This window comes from Streptomyces sp. NPDC058701, from assembly GCF_042715295.1.
Classification (GTDB): Bacteria; Actinomycetota; Actinomycetes; order Streptomycetales; family Streptomycetaceae; genus Streptomyces.
Genome location: NZ_JBHXSY010000027.1, coordinates 56,735 through 74,241, shown reverse-complemented (window position 1 = coordinate 74,241; position 17,507 = coordinate 56,735). Strand labels below are relative to the sequence as shown.

The following is a 17,507-nucleotide window of genomic DNA, read 5'->3' as shown; positions in this document are numbered from 1 at the left end:
CGCTCGCCTCACCGACCCCGGCGGCGCCCACGGTCCACCCTGCCTCCGTCGCCGCCGCGCCTCCCCCATCGCCGTTCAGTCCTGCCCCTCCCGCCTCTTCATCGGCATCCTCACCACCGGCTCCAGTGCCTCAGCCCGGGGCCGGGCGTGGTGCCGCTGCGGTTGGGCAGCTCGGCGCTTCCTCGGCCAGCGAGCTGCCGCCGCCCGGGTCCGGCCCGGCCGCGGACCCGATCATCCAGCAGTCCCTGGACGGGGCCAGCCCGCCGGACCTGCCGTCACCAGACGAGAAGCACCTGCTGGCCGCAGGCCGTACGGCGTGGTCGGCGGAGACGGCCGGGTACACGCAGGTCCGCATCCAGGCCACGACCGCCCGCCGCGAGAGCACCGCACCGGCAGCGCGCGGCGGCCGCGAGGCGGCGGTGGTGCGGTTGGTGTGGGCGGGCGCCGACCCGGCCGGAACTTTCCTCGACGGCCGCACCGCCACCGTCCGCTACACCCGGAATGGAGAAGGATCATGGGAACAAGCCCTGTGACACGCGCCGGCGAGACAGTCGGCACGATCGTCGGCGTGGCCGACGTTCTCGGAGGCCTCGCCCGCTGGGTGTTCGACCACGCCATCTGGCTGGCGCTGGCCGCCGGCGTACTGCTGGCAGGGTGGGAGGCGTTGCAGCGGCGCCTGGCTGAAAAAGCGCTGGCCGATCGGACGTACGTCGAGCTGGTGCCGAGCGCCGAGTTCGCGCCGAGTCCGGAGCAGATCTGGCGGCAGGGGATGCAGCTGATCCGCGCGGCCGGAGCCGGCCGCTGGTGGGTACCCGCGAGGGCCCGCACCGTGCGGCTGCGGCTGCGCGCCGACGGCAAGAAGTCGTTGAGCTACCGGATCGAGGCCCCTGTCGGCGCCCGGGCGCTGCTGGCGCAGACGCCGTACGGGGCGCGGGTACAGGTCATGGAGGCGGTCCCGGTCGCCGACAAGCGGCGTAAACATGTGGTGCGCGCGGTTCTGGCGCTGCGGGGTGAGGCTGGGTCCCGGCTGCGGGACGTACCCCTGGACCCCGACCCGCTCCAGCCCCTGATCGACGCCGTCGCCGACCTGAAGACCAGGTTCGGGGACCTGGCCGAGGTCTGCATTGACCTGTCCCCCGCCTCCCGATGGCATCTGGCAGTACACCGCGCGCAGATCATGCGCCAGGCCCGGGACAAGGGCCGGCGCGAGGCGCAGCGCGACGCGCGGTGGATCAGCCGGGAGGCCGACGACAGCTTCGGCCTGCGGCAGTTGCTGGATCCGGCCGAGTGGCAGCGCTCGGACCGCGGCCGGATGGTCATGTCCCCACAGCCCCGTCGGCTTGAGCGAGAGACCGTACTGGGGAAGCTGAGGCAGAACACGGGGCTGGTGCGGGTGCAGTTCCTGGTGCGGTGCGCCTCCAACAAGGAGGGCCGTGCCGAGCAGCGCCTGGCCCGGGTCAACGCGGCCCTGGACGTGTTCGCCGGCGCGACCAGCCTCGCCTCCCAGGGCTGGTCGCTGGGCCCGGTGCGGATCGGCCCGGACCGGTGGCCGTGGCGCAAGCGGTTCGATGAGCGCTGGGCGAGCGCGCTGATGCGGCCGGCCCGCAGCGGGTGGGCGCACCTGGAAGAACTGGCCGGGCTCCTCAAGCCGCCCACCGGCGCGGCGTGCGTGCCGCTGCTGGAGACGGACATGCCGACGTTCAAGAACGGAGCGGACCGGGTCCCGCAGGGCTGGCACCGGGGGCCGGACGGACGGGAGCGTCTGCTCGCCACGCACGAGGACGAGACCCTATTCGAGGTGCAGTCGGGCAAGAGCAGCTGGGGCAAGACGATGCGCGCCCAGGTCCAGGCCGTCGCCAGCGCCCACAACGGGCGCGGCCTGGCGTTCGTGGACCCGCACGGCGACTCCTTCAGCGACGTCGCCCGCTACCTCGCCCACGACAAGATCATAGAGCGGATCGCCCTCTTCGACCTCACGGTGCGGGGCGAGGACGACCTGTTGGGCTGCTGGAACCTGCTGGACATGTCCGGTGGCCAGCGACCCTATGAGGTAGTAGCTGCCGTGGTCGATGCGATGTCCACCGCTCTGGGGTGGGACGACGTGAGCGCCCCGCGAGCGCTCACCATCCTTACCAAGGCCGTCGAGGCGCTGGTCGCGGTCAACGCCCGCGCCGTCGCGGCCGGCATGCAGGAGCGGCAGGCCACGATCTTCCAGGTCCGCCCGCTCCTGACTGACGCGGTGTTCCGCGCTCTGGTCCTCGGCGCCCTCGATGGGGAGGCGGCCCGGTGGTGGACGAGCAGCTTCCGCGACCTGCCGCGGGAGGGGCTCCTCACCGTGCTGAACCCGCTGGAGCGGCTCGGTGCGAACCCCGTCATCCGGGCGTTCCTCGGTAGCCCGGTCAGCGGCTACGACATCCGTCGCGCCATGGACGAGGGCCATGTCGTGTGGATCTGCCCGCCCGGGACCGGGCCGACCGACCGGCTGCTGGTCTCCCTGATCGTGCGCGACTTCCTGCGTGCTGGCCTGTCCCGCCGCGACCTTCCCGAGACCAAGCGGCGCCCGTTCCGCTTCTACCTGGACGAGCTGATCTCCCTGGATGGCGAGGCCTCCACCGTCATCGCCCAGATCACCGAGGAGCTCCGCAAGTTCGGCTGCCGCCTGCACGGCATGACCCAGCTCCTGCAGCGCCTGACGCCCACTACCCGGGCCGCGCTCCTGCAGAACGCCTCCTGCCTGTCGACCACAGCCGGCTCGGTGGAGGCGATCGCGCAGATCACCAACCAGTGGCCCGGCTCCTCGGTCACCCCAGCGGATGCGGCCGGGCTCGAGCGGTGGTGGCACTACGCCTCCTTCACCGTCGCCGGCAAGCGCGTCGGACCGCTGCGGATCCGCGGCCCCGAGCTGAAAGAGGTTTTCGGCCGGCTCGCGAAGCCGGGCCGAGTCGCGGCCCTGCGCACGGCCGCGCACAAGAACACCGGGGCGCGCTCACTGTCCGACCTCGCCGCCGCAGCCCTCGCACAGGAGGAGCAGGTCCGGGCATACCTCACCGGCCTGAACCCGCCGGCACCCCCCGCATCCGATGACCAGTCCGAGGAGCAGTACGTATGACCACCGCTGTCGTCGCCCAGCCCGCCACGGCCGACACCCATGCTCACCGGGCGCTGGCCCTGATTGCCCAGCACCGCCTGCTCACCAGCCCACAACTTCACCAGCTGGTCATGCCGACCGCCCTGCCCAACAAGATCCACAAGGTCCTCCGGCCTCTGCGCGAGGACGGACTGATCGCCCACACCGCGCTGGGTGGCCGCGGCTACCACGCCCACTTCCTCACCGCCGCCGGCACGCAGGCCGTCGGGGACTGGCCCGAGCTCCGAGGCCGCCACGTCGCCGCGATTGCGAGCCCGGCCGCTGCTGCTCTCCGCGCCGCCCACACCCTCACCGGCGTCCGCGCCCACCTGGCCTTCCTGAAGGACGCGCGAGCCCGCGGGGACGAGTACCAGGCACTGGATTGGGTTCCCGAGGTCACCCACCGCCTGCCCGACACCGGGGGTGAGGACCGACTCGTCGCCGACGCTGTCTTCCACTACACCGCCGCCGGCGCCCGCCGGATGCACTACCGCGCGTTCGTGGAGATCGACCGCACCACGATGAGCAGCGAGCGCCTGGCCCGCAAGCTCATCACCTACGCCCGCTTCCACGGCTACACCCCCCAGGCTCCCGGTCGGCGCGGCACCGTCGCCGATCAGGACGCCCTGCTCGCCTGGCAGCGGTTCTACCCCCGCTTCCCCCGCATCCTGTTCGTCCTCACCGGCGCCTCCCGCACCACGCTCAGCAACCGCATCGCCGACCTGCGGCGCATGACTGCCGACCACGATCTCGTCGCCCACTTCGCCGCGCGCGTTCCTCTCGGCGCGGCCATCCTGGAAGACCTCGAAGCCCAGGGGCCGACCAGCCCTGTCTGGACGCCGCTGGCCGGCGCCACCGAACCCCGTGGTTGGACCCAGCTGTGAGCGGGACGAGCCGACCGCGGAACCGCGCTGTGCTCTGTCTGCCATGGGCCGCCGGGAGTGGAGGAGTGCCAGAACGACTACGCCGAGCTGATGCGACAGGTCGCCGACCGGAACTTCCAGCTCGCGCCCGGCCCCCTCGGCCCCTGTCGGACTACGCGTTCGCCCGGGGCCGCAGGGGCCGCGCCGAAGGCTCCACGGCAACGGAGGACGGAAGGCAGTCCAGCCGCCGCGGTCCGCCGCAAATGGGGCGGATGAGCCGCCGTCCCGAGAGAACCAGGTGACCGCGCCCACACGCGGAGGCCTTACCGAGCGCAAAAGGAACAGGTCGCATGGCTGACTTTCACCCATGCGGAGCGCCTCTCGCCGCACGCCCTCTCCATCCCCGCCTCGGGGACGCTGAGGCAACCCCTCACAACGGAACGGCATATGACCGACCGGCATTTATGGACAAACATTCGCAATAGATCATCTGTGCCCCAACAACCCCATGGGCCTACTGACGTTGACGTCGTAGGGTGCCGAGTACAACGCACCGCCACCACACGAACACGTTGCAGCAGCGACGGCGGGGCCAGGACGGACGACCCAGAACGTCCGCCTGGCGATGTGACACCGGGGGGACTCCACGTGACAACGGCACGCCAGCACCGCACCCGCACCACTCGACGCCAGCGACTCCTCGCGGCCGGCGCCGTAGTCACCATCGTTGCGGCTGTCACGGCCGGCTGCTCGGAGGGCAACAAGGCTGCGCCGCCGCCCCCCAGTCCGACCGCCACGCCCGGCCCCTCCGCCGACCCGCAGGCGGCCGAGAAGACCGCGCTGCTCGGCGTCTACCGGGCGTTCTGGGATGCCCAGCTGAAGGTGTACGCCAGCGGTTCCACCAAGGACACCGGCATCGAAAAGGTCGCCGGGGACATGGCCTACTCGAAGGTGCAGACCACCCGGGCGTACTACGTCGAGCGCGGATACGACATCAAGGGCGCCCCGATCCTGTCCCCCCAGGTCACTGCTATGAACCCCGCCGCGACTCCCCCGAGCGCCACCATCACCGACTGCGTGGACACCAGCGACTACTACAAGGTCGACAAGGCAACGGGAAAGAAGGTTGAGACGGCTGACAATAACCGCCGGCACGTCGCGAAGTACGAGGCTCTGCATATCGGCGGGGCCTGGCAGATCCGCGACTTCGACATCTCCCGGGACAACCTGTGCTGACCGCAGTCCGACGGGCGACCGGGACGGCGGCAGCGCTGCTTCTCACCCTGACGGCCGCTGTGTGTCCCGCTTGGGCTGACCCGGGCACCGGATGCCCCCCAGGAGAGACCGACTGCGAGGTCCACTCCGGCGGCACGAAGCCGCCGAGATCTGGGAACCCTGGTGGCGGTGGAACCGGAGGCGGCAACAGCGGGGGCGGTGGCGGGGGTGGTTCCGCGAAGTGCATGGCCCGGGACGGTTCCGGCGGGCAGTTCGAGGTTCCCTGCCACGACGAGGAATCGGGATGGTTCGACTCGGCTAGCTCCTGCTACTGGCGGCTGCTGGAACCGCAGCCTCCCGCAGATGACCCGGTCTGGGCGGGGCACACCCCGGGAGACGGCGCGGTCTACAACGGCCAGTGCCCGGGCCAGCCCCTGGCTGGCGGGTTCCGATGGCGGCAGAACCCGCCACCCGGCGCACAGGGCCCGGATCTCGAGGCTCTGGCCGAGGAGGCGGTCACGAAGATGCGGCTCCTCGGCGCCGACATCGGTATCGCTCCCAAGTCGGGCGGCCTCGGAACGGTCGGGGTTCCCGTGTGGGTGTGGAACGGTCCGAGTCCGCGGACGACGGGGCCGACGTCGGCGAGCGCGACCGCGCTCGGCGTGACGGTGACGGCCACGGCGACCGTGCGAAACGTCGTCTGGAACTTCGGCAACGGCACCACCGTGTCCTGCCCCCACCCCGGGACCCCCTACAGCCCCGCGTTCGGGCTGACCCCGCCGAGTACGGCGAACGGCCAGTGCGGCTTCGCCGGATACACCCGTGTCGGCGACTACACCGTGGCCGCGACGACAACCTGGGCCGTGCACTGGGTGGGCGGCGGCCAGCAGGGCGACCTCACCACGGTCCGCAACTCCCAGGTCCCGGTCCGCATCGGCGAACTGCAGGTCGTCGGCCAATAGGGCAAGGCCGTCCGGAGTCCTCTCCCTTCTCGTCCTATTTTCCTCTGCCAGGAGGCTCAGCACGTGAGTACCACCACCACGCCCGTGACGCCGGGTCGTGCAGCCGTCCCCGGGCCTGGCGGCCCGGACGGCAAGCCGGCGGCCGCGCCGCGCGTCGTACGCCAACGCCGCCGCAGGCCGGGGCTGATCGCCCTGTCCGTCGCTCTGATCGCCGCCGGAGGCCTCTCCGGCGCCCTGCTCTTCACCGCCTCCGGCCAGCGCACCGCCGTCCTGGTGGTGGCCCGCGACGTCCCGGTCGGCGCCGCGATCACCGACGCGGACCTCGCGCCCGCCTCGCTCGCCCTGGACCCGGTCGTCAAGGCCGTCCCCGTGACGAAGAAGGCGGGCATGGTCGGGCAGCGCGCCGCGGTCGCGCTGAGGGCCGGCTCGCTGCTCTCCCCCGGCCAGGTCACCTCCGTCTCCCTCATCAAGGCCGGTGAGCAGCTGGTGGGTGTCGCGCTGAAGCCGTCGCAGGTGCCCGCGAGCCGTCTCGCGCCCGGGCAGAAGGTGCTGATCGTCTCCACCCCCGATCCGGCGCAGGCTGCGGGGGCCGGTGGCAAGTCGGGCGAGCCCGCCGCGGCGCCGAAGACGCTGCCCGCGACCGTGGTTGCGGTCGGGGCGGCCGCCCCGGCGACGGGTGTGATCGTGGTGGACGTCGCGGTCCCGGCCGCGGACGGGCCGACGCTGGCGGCGCGGGTTGCCACCGGTGCGGTCGCGTTGATCCTCGCGCCGCAGGAGGGCAGCTGATGGCCGTCATCGCGCTCGCCGGGGGCCTTGGCGCGCCGGGGGTGACCACGGCCGCGATGGCGCTGCTGATGACGTGGCCGCTGCCGGAGGGGCACCGGGTGGTGCTGGTCGAGGCCGATCCGGACGGCGGGGCGATCCTGCCCGGCGCGCTCCAGGGCACGTTGGACAACTCGCACGGGCTGCGGAACCTCGCCATCGCGGCGCGGCAGGGTCAGCTGGGTGAGGCGTTCTGGCGGCAGCTGGTCGACGTCACCGACGCGGGAACCCGCGACCGCCTGGTCCTGCCCGGTCTCTACGATCCTGCGCACGTCTCCGCGATGGAACCCGTGTGGAAGCCGCTGGCCGGCCTGTTCGCCGGGATCGAGGACCACCGGCACGACGTCTTGGTCGACCTCGGGCGCCGCGGTGCGTTCGGGGCGTCCGCTGTTCTTGCGCAGCGCGCCGACGTGGTCCTGATGGTGGCTCGCACCACCCTGCGGAGCCTGCAGAGCGCCCAGGTCCGGCTGGAGGCGCTGCGCGAGCTTCTCGGCGGGAGCGCCGAGCTGGCCATGCTCCTCGTGGACGCAGGCCCCTTCTCCAAGGAGGAGGTGCGCAAGACGCTCGGGGTGCCGGTCGCCGCGGTGGTGCCGTGGCGGCCGAAGGAGGCCGCGGTCCTGTCGGACGGTGCGGAGCAGCCGCGCCGGTTCGAGTCGAGCGAGCTGATGCGCTCCGCGCGGTCGGCCGCGGTCCGGGTGCAGGAGCTGGTGGCGATCCGTCGCTCCCGCCTCGCCCCGCCGCCGCCTGGTCCCGCCCAGGGGCGGGTGGTCTCCCGTGCGCGCTAACCCGCTTCACAACAACCCGCAGGTGCCCGCCAGCTCGCTCCAGGCCCGCCTGGCCGGCCCCCGCCCGGGATCTGTGGCATCGCCGACGGCGCCGCACGGCGTCGGCGGCGGGCCGGTCGACCCGCGGGGCCAGCTTGCGGCCGCCCCCGGGCCGGCGCTGCCGTCCGTACCCGTCGTGGTGGACTACGCGGCGGTCCGGCTGATCAAGAAGGAGGTCGGGAACCGGCTCACCGAACTTCTCCGCACCCGGCCCGGACTGAGCCCGGCCGCCCAGGAGCAGCAGGGCCGCCACCTGATCAACGAGCAGGTCGCGGTCTGGTCGGACGCCGAGGCCGTCAAGCGGGGCGCGGCGACGGGCCCCGGCGAGGACACGGTGATCGCGCAGGCCGTGTTCGATCTTCAGTTCCGGGCCGGCCGGCTCCAGCAGCACCTGGACAACCCGCTGGTGGAGAACATCTTCATCAACGGGTACGCGCACACGTGGCTGGACTTCACCGATGGCCGCCGCGCCCGGGTGGCTCCGGTCGCCGACTCCGACGAGGAGCTCCGCGAGCTCCTGCGCGACCTCGCGCGGCGGACGACCGGTCAGGCCGAGCGGAGCCTGTCGACCGCCGACCCGTTCCTAGCGCTACGGCTGTCGGACGGGTCCCGCCTTCAGGCGATCATCGACGTCACCCCTGGCACCTATGTCACCATCCGCCGGCACAGCATGCGCCACGCGGACCTGCCGGAGCTGGTGAACCGGGGGATGCTCGACACCACCCTGGAGGCGTTCCTGCGGGCTTGCGTGCGCGCGGAGAAGAACGTGATGATCGTGGGCGGGCAGGCCGCTGGCAAGACCACCCTGCTGCGCGCGCTGCTCCGCGAGATCGACCCCGACGAGCGGTTCGCGACGCTGGAGACCGAGTACGAACTGTTCGCCCACGAGAACGGCCACCACCGCCAGGTCGTGCCCATGGAGGCGCGCGAGTCGAACGGTGAGTTCGTCGGCGGTCAGGCGGCCGGCGAGATCACGCTGATGGACCTGATGTACCGGGCCCTGCGCATGACGCTGACGCGGATCGTGGTCGGCGAGGTCCGCGGGCCGGAGATCGTGGCCATGCTCCAGGCGATGACGAACGGCGCGGGCGGCAACCTGTGCACCCTCCACGCCATCCACCCGTCGGTGGTGTTCGACCGGATCGCCGAGCTCTACCTTCTGGCGCAGACCAACATGTCGGAGGGCCTGGCGTACCGGCAGGCGGCGAACGGGCTGCACTTCATCGTGTTCGTGTCCTCGATCGATGAGACGAAGATCGGCGGGCACCGCCACCGGTTCGTCTCCCACGTCCTGGAGGTCACCGGCATCGGCGAAGGCGGCCGTCCGGAGACCAATGCCATCTTCGGCCCCCGGCCCGAGTGGGGCGAAAACCGTGCGGTCCCGCTCATGCACCCCCGCTGCATCGACCAACTGCGCCGCGCCGGATTCGACGCGGGCCTCCTGAACGTGCCGGGCGGAACGTGGAACACGGCCCTGCCCCTGCTGATCGACGAGGGGGCCGCGCTGTGACCATCCTGCTCATGTGGGTGCTTGCCGGTCTCGCCCTCACCGGCGGCCTGGTCGGGCTGGCCGCCGGGATCATCGGCACCACCGCTCCGGAAGGCCGGCCGGTCGCGGCCCGCCTCCGGGCGGGGCGGCGGCTGGCCGGGCGGGACGCGCGCATGGCGCGCCGCACCCGCCTGGTCGGCGGGGCGCTGGCCGGGTTGGTGCTGTGGCTGGTGACCGGGGTGTTCGTGGCCGGGGCGCTGGTGTTCCTGGCGGTGGCCGGCGTGCCGTGGCTGCTGGCCCCGACGAAGTCGGCGACGGCCCGGATCGGGAAGCTGGAGGCGCTCGGCGACTGGACCCAGCGCCTGGCCAACGTCCTGCGGCTCGGCCGCGGCCTGGACGAGGCCTTGCAGGTCTCCCGCAAAGGCTGCCCGGAGGACATCGCCGCCGAGGTCGGCGACCTGGTCGACCGGCTCCAGGTCGGCTGGCGGCCCGCGGACGCGCTCCGCGTGTTCGGTGACGCCCTGGACGACGTCACCGCGGACAAGGTCGTCGCCGCCCTGGTCCTGTCGGCCGCCGACCGCGGCCCGGGCCTGGCCCAGGCGCTCGACGACTTAGCCGAGTCGGTCCACGAGGAAGTGTCCCGCCGGCGGTCGATCGAGGCCGACCGGGAGAAGCCGCGTACGACGATGCGGTGGATGACCATCATCACCCTCGGTGTCGTCGGGCTCGGCTTCCTCATCCCCTCCTACACCGCCCCGTACGGCACGCTCCTCGGGCAGCTGGTCCTCGCCGTCCTCGCGGCCGGCTTCGTCGGAGTCCTCGCGATGATGCGGCAGATCGCCGACACCAAGCCGGTCCCCCGCTTCCTGGTCGCCGACCCCCGCAGCGCTGTCGCCCCGGCCCTGGCCGTCGAGGCCGAAGCGGAGCCCGAAAGCACGGAGGTGCCGGCATGATGCCCGTGGCCGCGATCCTGTCCGGCGCGACGATCGGCGCCGGAGCCGCCCTGCTCCTGCGCGAAGTCCTGCGCCCCGCGCCCGCACTCGCCCCGGCGCTGCGGCGCCTGAACCAGCCCGCGCCGCCCCCGGCGGAAGCCGCGCCCGGCGACCGGGACGAGCAGTGGGGGCGGTGGCTGGTCGAGCACCTGGCCGACTTGCCCGGCGTACGGATCCCCTACAAGGACCTCGCGCTGATCGGAACGACGCCGGGACGGTTCCTGCTCACCAAGGTCGCGCTGGCCGCCGGAGGCCTGCTCCTTCCGCCGCTGTCCACGATCCCGCTCCTGCTGCTGGGCCTGCCGCTGTACCTGCCCGCGGTCGTCGGCATCCTCGCGGCGGTCCTGCTGTGGTTCACCCCCGACCTCGCCCTGCGCGACAAGGCGAAGCGTGCCCGCGCCGAGTTCGCCCACGCCATGGCCGCCTACCTCGACCTCGTCGCCCTGCGCCGGGCGGGAAACGTGTCCGCGGAACAGGCCATGGAACAGGCCGCGCAGACCGGACAGGGCTGGGCGTTCCTGCGCATCCAGGGGGCGCTGGCCCGCTCGCACGTGGACAAGGTCCCGCACTGGGAGTCCCTGGCCCGTCTCACCGCCGAACTCGACCTGCCCGTCCTGGACGACCTCGCCGCGATCATGCGGCAGTCCGCTGACGACGGGGCGTCCGTGTACGCCACCCTGCGCTCGCGCGCGAAGAACCTGCGCACCGAGCTCCTCGCCGCGCAGGCCTCGGAGGCGAACGCCAACAGCGAAAAGATGACCGCCCCCGGCGCGCTCCTCGCGGTCCTGGTGATGCTCCTGATCGCCTTCCCCGCCCTCATCCGCATGCTCAACACCTGACGAAGGAGACCCACGTCATGATCACCAAGCTCGCCGCCAAGGCCACCGTCGCCGCCACCTCCACCGTGCAGTGGCTGAAGTCCCGCATCGAGCAGGGCGGAGCCGACGACCGCGGCGACATCTCGATCACCACCGTCATCATCTGGGTCGCCGCCGTCGGCGGAGCCATCACCATCGCCGGCTCCCTCGCCGTACTCATCACCAAGTACAACGGCAAGCTCGCCGGAATCTGAGAGGGGCGCAGCCGGGGAGGAAGGCGAACGTGCCGTACGAGAACAGGAACGAGGACGTGGCGGAGCGGGGGGAGAGCCCTGGTCCGCCCGGCCGGGGGCGGGGTCCGGGCGATTGGGGGGAGTCCTCGATCCAGATGGCGATCGTGTTCCCGTTCGTCATCCTGGTCACGGTCGCCGTGGTGCAGGCCGCGATGTGGATCCACGCCCGCAACATCGCGCTGACTGCGGCCCGCGAAGGCGTCGCCGCGGCCCGCACCTACCAGTCCCCCGACGGCGCGGGGGCCGCCCGGGCCCGCGAGACCCTCGGCCGGATCGCCGGCGACAGCCTGCGCGGAGCGGCCGTCAGCACGGGCGGCAGCACCGCGACCGACGTCACTGTGACCGTCACCGGCAGCGCCCCCTCCATGCTGCCCGGCCTGTCGGGGCTCTCGGTGTCCCAGTCCGCCTCCGCGCCCCGCGAACGGTGGACCCAGTCATGAGCCGCCCCACGGCCGGGCCGGGCCCCGAAACCGCTGCGGGCGGGGAGGGTTGGCGCGTACGGCTGCGCGAGGACCGGGGCAGCGAGGCGATCGCCACGGCGATCGTCACCCCGCTGCTGCTGATGCTGCTGTGCATGGCGATCGCCGGCGGGCGGATCGTCACCTCCGGCGCGAAGGTCGACACCGCCACCGAGGACGCCGCCCGCGCCGCGTCCATCTCCCGCACCCACTCCGGCGCCCAGGCCGAAGCATCCGCGGCCGCCGCCCGCTCCCTGAACGACCAGGGCATCCACTGCGCGTCGACCAGCACGAGCATCGACACCTCCGGGCTGGCCGTCCCGCTCGGCGAGGTCGGCACGGTGACCGTGACAATCTCCTGCACCGTCCCCCTGAGCGATCTTCTCCTGCCGGGCGTACCCGGCTCCAAGACCCTGACCAGCCGGTTCACCTCCGTCGTGGACGCCTACCGATCAAGGGAGGGATAGCCGTGCCCCAGCCGGGACCTGCCCGAAGCCGTCAGCGGCTGCGGGGCGACGAGGGCGGCATCGCCGTGTACACCGCGATCGTCACCGTGGCCCTCCTCGGCATCATCGGCCTGGCCATCGACGGCGGCGGCAAGCTCCGCGCCACCGAGCGCGCCGACGCCGTCGCGATGGAAGCCGCCCGCGCCGCCGGGCAGGCCATCGACCCCGCCTCCGCCGTCACCGGCGAGGGGATCCGCGTTGACCCCGGCGCCGCCCAGGCCGCCGCGTACGCCTACCTCGCCCGGGCCGGCACCCAGGGCAGCGTCGGTCTGTCCGCGGACGGCACCCGGCTGACTGTGACCGTCTCCGACGCGTACGACACCAAGTTCCTGTCCGTCGTCGGGATCGGCTCGATGAGCGTGACCGGCCACGGCAGCGCCCGGCTCCTGCACGGCGTGACCCAGCCCGAGTGACCGCCGGCTCCCCCGAGAAGGACCCCGAATGACGAAGCCCTCCCCCACCCACCCGTCGCTGCGTCCGGCACGCGGCGGCGTCCAGACGGCGGCCGCCGTGATCCGCGGCCTGCTCAGCCTCACCGTCCTGGCCGCGCTCCTCTTCGGGCTGCCGATCCTGCTGTGGTGGGCCACCTCGATCGTCGGCCCGCCGGGTCTTGCCGCCCTCGGCTCCCTGTTCTCCACCGACGACTCCGGCCAGGTGTTCCTCCTCGCCCTCGCCGCAGCTGGCTGGATCGGGTGGGCCGGCTTCGCGTTCGCGGTCCTGCTGGAGATCCCGGCCCAGCTCCGCGGCCGCAGCGCCCCCCAGATCCGCGGGCTCCTCGGACAGCGGGCCGCCGCCTCCCTCGTGGGAACGGTCCTGCTGGCCCTCCCGACGGGTACCGCCCTGGCCGCGCCTGCCTCCGCCGCCCCTTCGCTCGCGGTCCCGGCGGGCGTCAGCGCCGCTGCCGTCCCCGGGACCGCAGCCGCCGGTCATGCAACGACCGGCAGCTCGGCGGCCGCCGAGGGCGCCAGTGCGGCGCCGGCCTACACCGTGCGGGACGTGCGTCCCGCGGAGAGCCTGTGGTCGATCGCCGAGCAGAGCCTCGGCGACGGCCAGCGGTGGGAGGAGATCGCCACCCTCAACCAGGGCCGCACCATGGCCGACGGCACCATCTTCGACGCCGAGCAGCCCATCCAGCCCGGATGGATCCTCACCCTCCCCACCGACGCCGCGACCGCGGGCGCGCCGGGGCCGCAGGCACAGGGCGCCGTCTCCGGCCCGGTGGCGGGCCAGGGAGGCGAGTACAGCGTCCGGGAAGGTGACAACCTGTCCTCGATCGCGGCCGCCCAGCTGGGGCAGCCCGACCGGTACACGGACATCTTCGACCTGAACAGGGGTAAACCGGTTCCGGGTGGGGGGACCTTCACCGATCCGGATCTGATCTACCCTGGCCAGCAGCTCACCCTCCCCGCAGCCAGCGCCCCAGCGCAGGAGCCCGGCTCCGCGGCGCCCGGCACGACTCGTCCCACCCCTGCTCCGGAGAAGGCCGAGGGCGAGACGGTCGCCCCCGCACCGGTCGCTACCTCCCCCGTGCAGCCCCGTGAGCAGGCCTCCCCTTCCCCCGCCCCCGGTACCCCGACCTCGGCGCCCGCTCCGGCCGCGAGCTCCCCGGCGGCGCAGCAGCCGCGGCCGACCGCGTCAGCGGCGCCGACGCCTGCGACTACGGCCGCGCCGAGCACGGAGCAGTCCACAGCCCCGGCCGCGCCCACGCTCCAGAGCCGGAGCACGGGCATCAACTGGGGGCTGGTCGGCGGGATCGGCACCCTGCTGGCCGCCGCCCTCGCCGGCACTCTCGCCGTACGGCGCATCCTCCAGCAGCGCCAGCGCCGCGCCGGACAGACCATCGCCCAGGACGACACCCCCACCACCACCGAGCAGACCCTCGCCGCGACGTCGCAGCCCGCCGGCGTCGAGCTCCTCGACACCGTCCTGCGCACACTCGCCCACCAGGCCGCCGAGAACGGCGAGACGCTCCCAGCCCTGCGCGGAGCCCGCCTCACGGAACCCGACGACGTCACCCTCCTGCTGGACGAACCCGCCGAGCCGATCGCCCCGTTCACCACCGGACCGGACACCCGGACATGGGTCCTGGACCGCACGGCAACACCGACGGCAGCCGACGAAGCGGCCGACGTCCAGGCGCCGTACCCGGGTCTGGTCACGATCGGAGCCGACGAGCGCGGCCTGCTCCTCGCCGACCTCACCACCTGCCGTATGCTGCTGCTCGACGGCACCGACGAGGAGGTCCTCGAAGTCGCCCGCGCCCTCGCCCTGGAGCTGGGCACCTGCGGATGGACCGACTACAGCGAAATCCTCACCGAAGGCCTCGGCACCCGCCTGGCAGGGCTCCTGCCGCAGGGCCGGATCCGTACGATGCCCCACCTGCCCGCCGTCGCAGCCGACCTTGGCGAGCTCCTCCTCGAAGCCCACCAGACCGGCGAACAGGTCCTGCCCTGGCTGCTGATCGCCGCCGGAGACCACGCCGAGGGCGACGTCATCCAGCTCGCCGACGCCCTCTCCGCCGCCCGCGACCTCCAGACGGCCGTGGTCCTGCCCGCCACCGCGCACACGCGGCGCACCTTCCCCCACGCCGAGATCCTGGACACCACCCGGGACCAGCAGGCGCTCCTGGCGCCGCTGGAGACCCCGGTCACGCTGCAGCGCGTCTCCGACGCACAGTACCGGGACTACGTCCACGCCCTCCAGGTCTCCCTCCAGGAGCCGGAGCCCGCCACCGGCGCCTGGGGATTCGCCGAGGACCACGGCCAGGCGGCAGCCACCGGGAAGCCGCTGACCGTCCGGGTCACCAGCGCGGACGCCGACGCCGCCCAGGACCCCGGCAACCCCTTCCCTGCGCTCCTCGCAGGCATCACCCCCACGCAGGCCGCGCCCCCGGCCACTGTTCCCACCACGGCGGCGGCCCCCTCTGCCGACGCCCAGGCCGCAGACGGCGCGGGGCCGCTGGACACCGGCCAGAAGACGGCCAGCAGGCCTGCGGAGCCGGGCGCGCTCCCGCAGCAGACGGCCCACACCCCGGCGGAAACGGATTCCGCTCCGCAAGCCAAGCCGGCCTCGGACGGCGAACCGTTCCCAGGAGTTCGGATCGACATGCTCGGGCCGCTGCGCATCACCGGCAGTTCCGGATCCACCCACGCCCACACCCCCCGCACCACCGCCCTCGCAGCGCTCCTCCACCTCCGGCCCGGGCGCACCGGCGACTACCTGTGCCACGCCATGGACCCGGTGAAGCCGTGGTCCACCCGGACCCTGCACTCCCGGCTCTCGGAACTCCGCAACGAAATCGGGCACGCCGAGGACGGGAAACCGCTCCTGCCGCGACCGAAAGCGGATACGGGCAGCGGGTACGCCTTCCACCGGGCGGTCACCTCCGACTGGGACGCCTTCAAGCGCCTCGCGTCCCGCGGCCTGGCCGCCGGCCCGCAGGACGGGATCGCCGACCTGGAGAGCGCCATGGCGCTGGTCCGGGGCAAGCCGTTCGACGGGCGGATTCTGCCGTGGGCCGAACCGGTCATCCAGGAAATGCTGTCCCGGATCACGGATACCGCACACACCCTCGCCCGCTGGCACACCGACGGCGAGGCCCCCGATCTCGACGCAGCCCGCCGGGCCGTGCTGCACGCCCTGGAGGTCGAGGAGACCTCCGAGGTTCTATACCGGGACCTGCTGAACATCGAGTGGGCGGCCGACAATCTGGCCGCGATCCGCCGTACCGTCGCCCGGCTCCAGCAGATGGCCCGGACCTACGACATCACCCTCGACGGACTCACCGAGGACACCATCCAGCTGGTGCTGTCCGGCCGCCCAACCTCCACTAGAGCCCGGTGACCCCCGACATGGTTGTGGGGCCCGACGGTCAGCAGGCTCCACCATGCGTGGTGATAAGGGCTGTCCCACTACGGACCTGCTCCCCAGCGGCGCCCACCGCCCCTTCCGGGCAACGCCGCACCCTCGGACCCGGACATCTGCAGCCCTTCGCCTGCATCTCAGCACCGGATCCGGGAGCCGGAGACCGCGCGGAACTACCAGCCCGGTAAGAGGCTGCCGCGGTGCATCATTCGCCGGCGGAGCCGACTGGACGCCGTTCAGGACCGGCAAGAATGGTCGGGGCCACGGTGTCCTCGCAGGAGCAGCGCCGGGCGGGGCGCCGACGGTGATGGGGTCGGCGCCCGGCAGCAGCGGCAAGCTCATAGCCCCGGCGACGTCACCGTGGTTGGCGCCGACTCCTGGAACGTCGCGGTCTCGTACTTCGGCGCAGTCGCGAGAGCCACGTGTCCGCCCAGGTGCCGAGAGTTGCGGTGAGGCACGTCTGCACTGCCACGACGCATCCGTGCCGTTAATGCCGGAATGATCACTGTGGGTGAAGTACCGGGGAGCTCGCCGCCGTTGAAGCGACGCCAAGAGAAGCGTCAACACAGCGCTGACAAATCTCGAAGTTTCGTGGCACTGGCGCCACCATGTGCGTGGCAGTACCGCCACGGTGCACCCCTCCGCTCACTGCACGTTACTGACTTCGGCTTTTCAGGGTGAGGCTGGTGCGTCGAGGGTGAGGCCGGTGCCGGCTATGAAGCCGTCAAGGATGTGGGGCCGGTATTGAAGGCATTTGAGGCAGTTGCGGACGAGGGCTTCGAGACGGTCGAGGGCCATGACGGCGAGGCGGCGTTTGACGTGGGCCCATACCCACTCGACTGGGTTGAGTTCGGGTGAGTAGGCGGGCAACAGGAACACGGTCAGCCATTCACGCTCGGCGACGAAGTCGCGCATCCTGCGGGAAACGTGGGTATTCAACCGGTCCCAGACCAGCACGATCGGGGCCCTGACCAGCTGGTGGGCTCCGTCGACGAGCGTGATGAAGTCCCGCTCGCTCATGCTGCGGCGTGTCCCTTGCCCCCCGGGATGGGTCCGCAGGCGGTGGCACAGCCGGGTCCTCGAGCCTGGCGGCATCGCGATCAGCCCGGCCACCGACAGCCGTCCCGACCACCGGCCGCTGATGGTGACGACCGGAGTCACTCCCCGCCCGACCCCAGGTCCGCCCCCGAGGCGGCCTGCGGGTGAACCCGGCTTCGTCTTTGAAGCAGATGTAGCCCCCGCAGGCCGCCCTCGCCCTTTTACCTCCGTCCAGG

Annotated in this window: 16 protein-coding genes; 15 read left to right on the top strand and 1 reads right to left on the bottom strand. The window is 72.5% G+C overall.

The annotated features are described in order from the left end of the window. Window positions 1-125: 125 nt before the first annotated feature. The 15 genes from ACFWW8_RS25895 (at window position 126) to ACFWW8_RS25825 (ending at window position 16,212) form a co-directional block, all read left to right on the top strand. Window positions 126-533, top strand: coding sequence for a hypothetical protein (locus ACFWW8_RS25895; protein WP_386531738.1), 408 nt, complete (start codon window positions 126-128; stop codon window positions 531-533). Continuing rightward, complete coding sequence (locus ACFWW8_RS25890) at window positions 515-3,109, top strand: ATP/GTP-binding protein (RefSeq protein WP_386531737.1); 2,595 nt, start codon at window positions 515-517, stop codon at window positions 3,107-3,109. Before ACFWW8_RS25895 ends, ACFWW8_RS25890 begins: the two co-directional genes overlap by 19 nt. Continuing rightward, window positions 3,106-4,011 carry a replication-relaxation family protein gene (locus tag ACFWW8_RS25885; RefSeq protein WP_386531735.1) on the top strand — a complete coding sequence of 302 codons (906 nt, stop codon included), beginning with the start codon at window positions 3,106-3,108 and terminating at the stop codon, window positions 4,009-4,011. Before ACFWW8_RS25890 ends, ACFWW8_RS25885 begins: the two co-directional genes overlap by 4 nt. Before the next feature lie 627 nt (window positions 4,012-4,638). Further along, window positions 4,639-5,226 carry a hypothetical protein gene (locus tag ACFWW8_RS25880; protein WP_386531733.1) on the top strand — a complete coding sequence of 196 codons (588 nt, stop codon included), beginning with the start codon at window positions 4,639-4,641 and terminating at the stop codon, window positions 5,224-5,226. 224 nt (window positions 5,227-5,450) lie between these two features. Next, window positions 5,451-6,167 (top strand): ATP/GTP-binding protein, encoded by a 717-nt coding sequence (locus ACFWW8_RS25875; RefSeq protein WP_386531731.1) that lies wholly within the window; start codon window positions 5,451-5,453, stop codon window positions 6,165-6,167. A gap of 63 nt (window positions 6,168-6,230) precedes the next feature. Next, window positions 6,231-6,953 (top strand): SAF domain-containing protein, encoded by a 723-nt coding sequence (locus tag ACFWW8_RS25870; protein ID WP_386531730.1) that lies wholly within the window; start codon window positions 6,231-6,233, stop codon window positions 6,951-6,953. Then, on the top strand, window positions 6,953-7,774 hold the full coding sequence (locus ACFWW8_RS25865; RefSeq protein WP_386531729.1) for a hypothetical protein: 822 nt from the start codon (window positions 6,953-6,955) through the stop codon (window positions 7,772-7,774). The genes ACFWW8_RS25870 and ACFWW8_RS25865 overlap by 1 nt, the downstream gene beginning before the upstream one ends. Continuing rightward, a complete protein-coding gene (locus ACFWW8_RS25860; RefSeq protein ID WP_386531727.1) occupies window positions 7,764-9,323 on the top strand; it encodes a CpaF family protein in 1,560 nt (519 codons plus the stop codon). Before ACFWW8_RS25865 ends, ACFWW8_RS25860 begins: the two co-directional genes overlap by 11 nt. Window positions 9,324-9,334: 11 nt before the next feature. After that, the gene (locus ACFWW8_RS25855) at window positions 9,335-10,255 is read left to right on the top strand and encodes a type II secretion system F family protein (protein ID WP_386531782.1); all 921 of its coding nucleotides are present in this window, start codon (window positions 9,335-9,337) and stop codon (window positions 10,253-10,255) included. Next, on the top strand, window positions 10,252-11,133 hold the full coding sequence (locus ACFWW8_RS25850; RefSeq protein ID WP_386531726.1) for a type II secretion system F family protein: 882 nt from the start codon (window positions 10,252-10,254) through the stop codon (window positions 11,131-11,133). Before ACFWW8_RS25855 ends, ACFWW8_RS25850 begins: the two co-directional genes overlap by 4 nt. Window positions 11,134-11,150: 17 nt before the next feature. Then, window positions 11,151-11,366, top strand: coding sequence for a hypothetical protein (locus tag ACFWW8_RS25845; RefSeq protein ID WP_386531724.1), 216 nt, complete (start codon window positions 11,151-11,153; stop codon window positions 11,364-11,366). A gap of 128 nt (window positions 11,367-11,494) precedes the next feature. Next, a complete protein-coding gene (locus ACFWW8_RS25840) occupies window positions 11,495-11,845 on the top strand; it encodes a TadE family protein (protein WP_386531781.1) in 351 nt (116 codons plus the stop codon). Next, window positions 11,842-12,330, top strand: a complete 489-nt coding sequence (locus ACFWW8_RS25835) for a TadE/TadG family type IV pilus assembly protein (RefSeq protein WP_386531722.1) — start codon at window positions 11,842-11,844, stop codon at window positions 12,328-12,330. The genes ACFWW8_RS25840 and ACFWW8_RS25835 overlap by 4 nt, the downstream gene beginning before the upstream one ends. Beyond that, window positions 12,327-12,782 (top strand): pilus assembly protein TadG-related protein, encoded by a 456-nt coding sequence (locus ACFWW8_RS25830; protein ID WP_386531779.1) that lies wholly within the window; start codon window positions 12,327-12,329, stop codon window positions 12,780-12,782. Before ACFWW8_RS25835 ends, ACFWW8_RS25830 begins: the two co-directional genes overlap by 4 nt. 28 nt (window positions 12,783-12,810) lie before the next feature. Then, a complete protein-coding gene (locus tag ACFWW8_RS25825; protein ID WP_386531720.1) occupies window positions 12,811-16,212 on the top strand; it encodes a LysM peptidoglycan-binding domain-containing protein in 3,402 nt (1,133 codons plus the stop codon). A 693-nt stretch (window positions 16,213-16,905) separates the two neighbouring features. On the opposite strand, the gene ACFWW8_RS25820 is transcribed toward ACFWW8_RS25825, so the two are convergent. Beyond that, entirely contained in the window at window positions 16,906-17,328 is a 423-nt protein-coding gene (locus ACFWW8_RS25820; RefSeq protein WP_386531777.1) for a transposase, read from the bottom strand. Window positions 17,329-17,507: the final 179 nt, after the last annotated feature.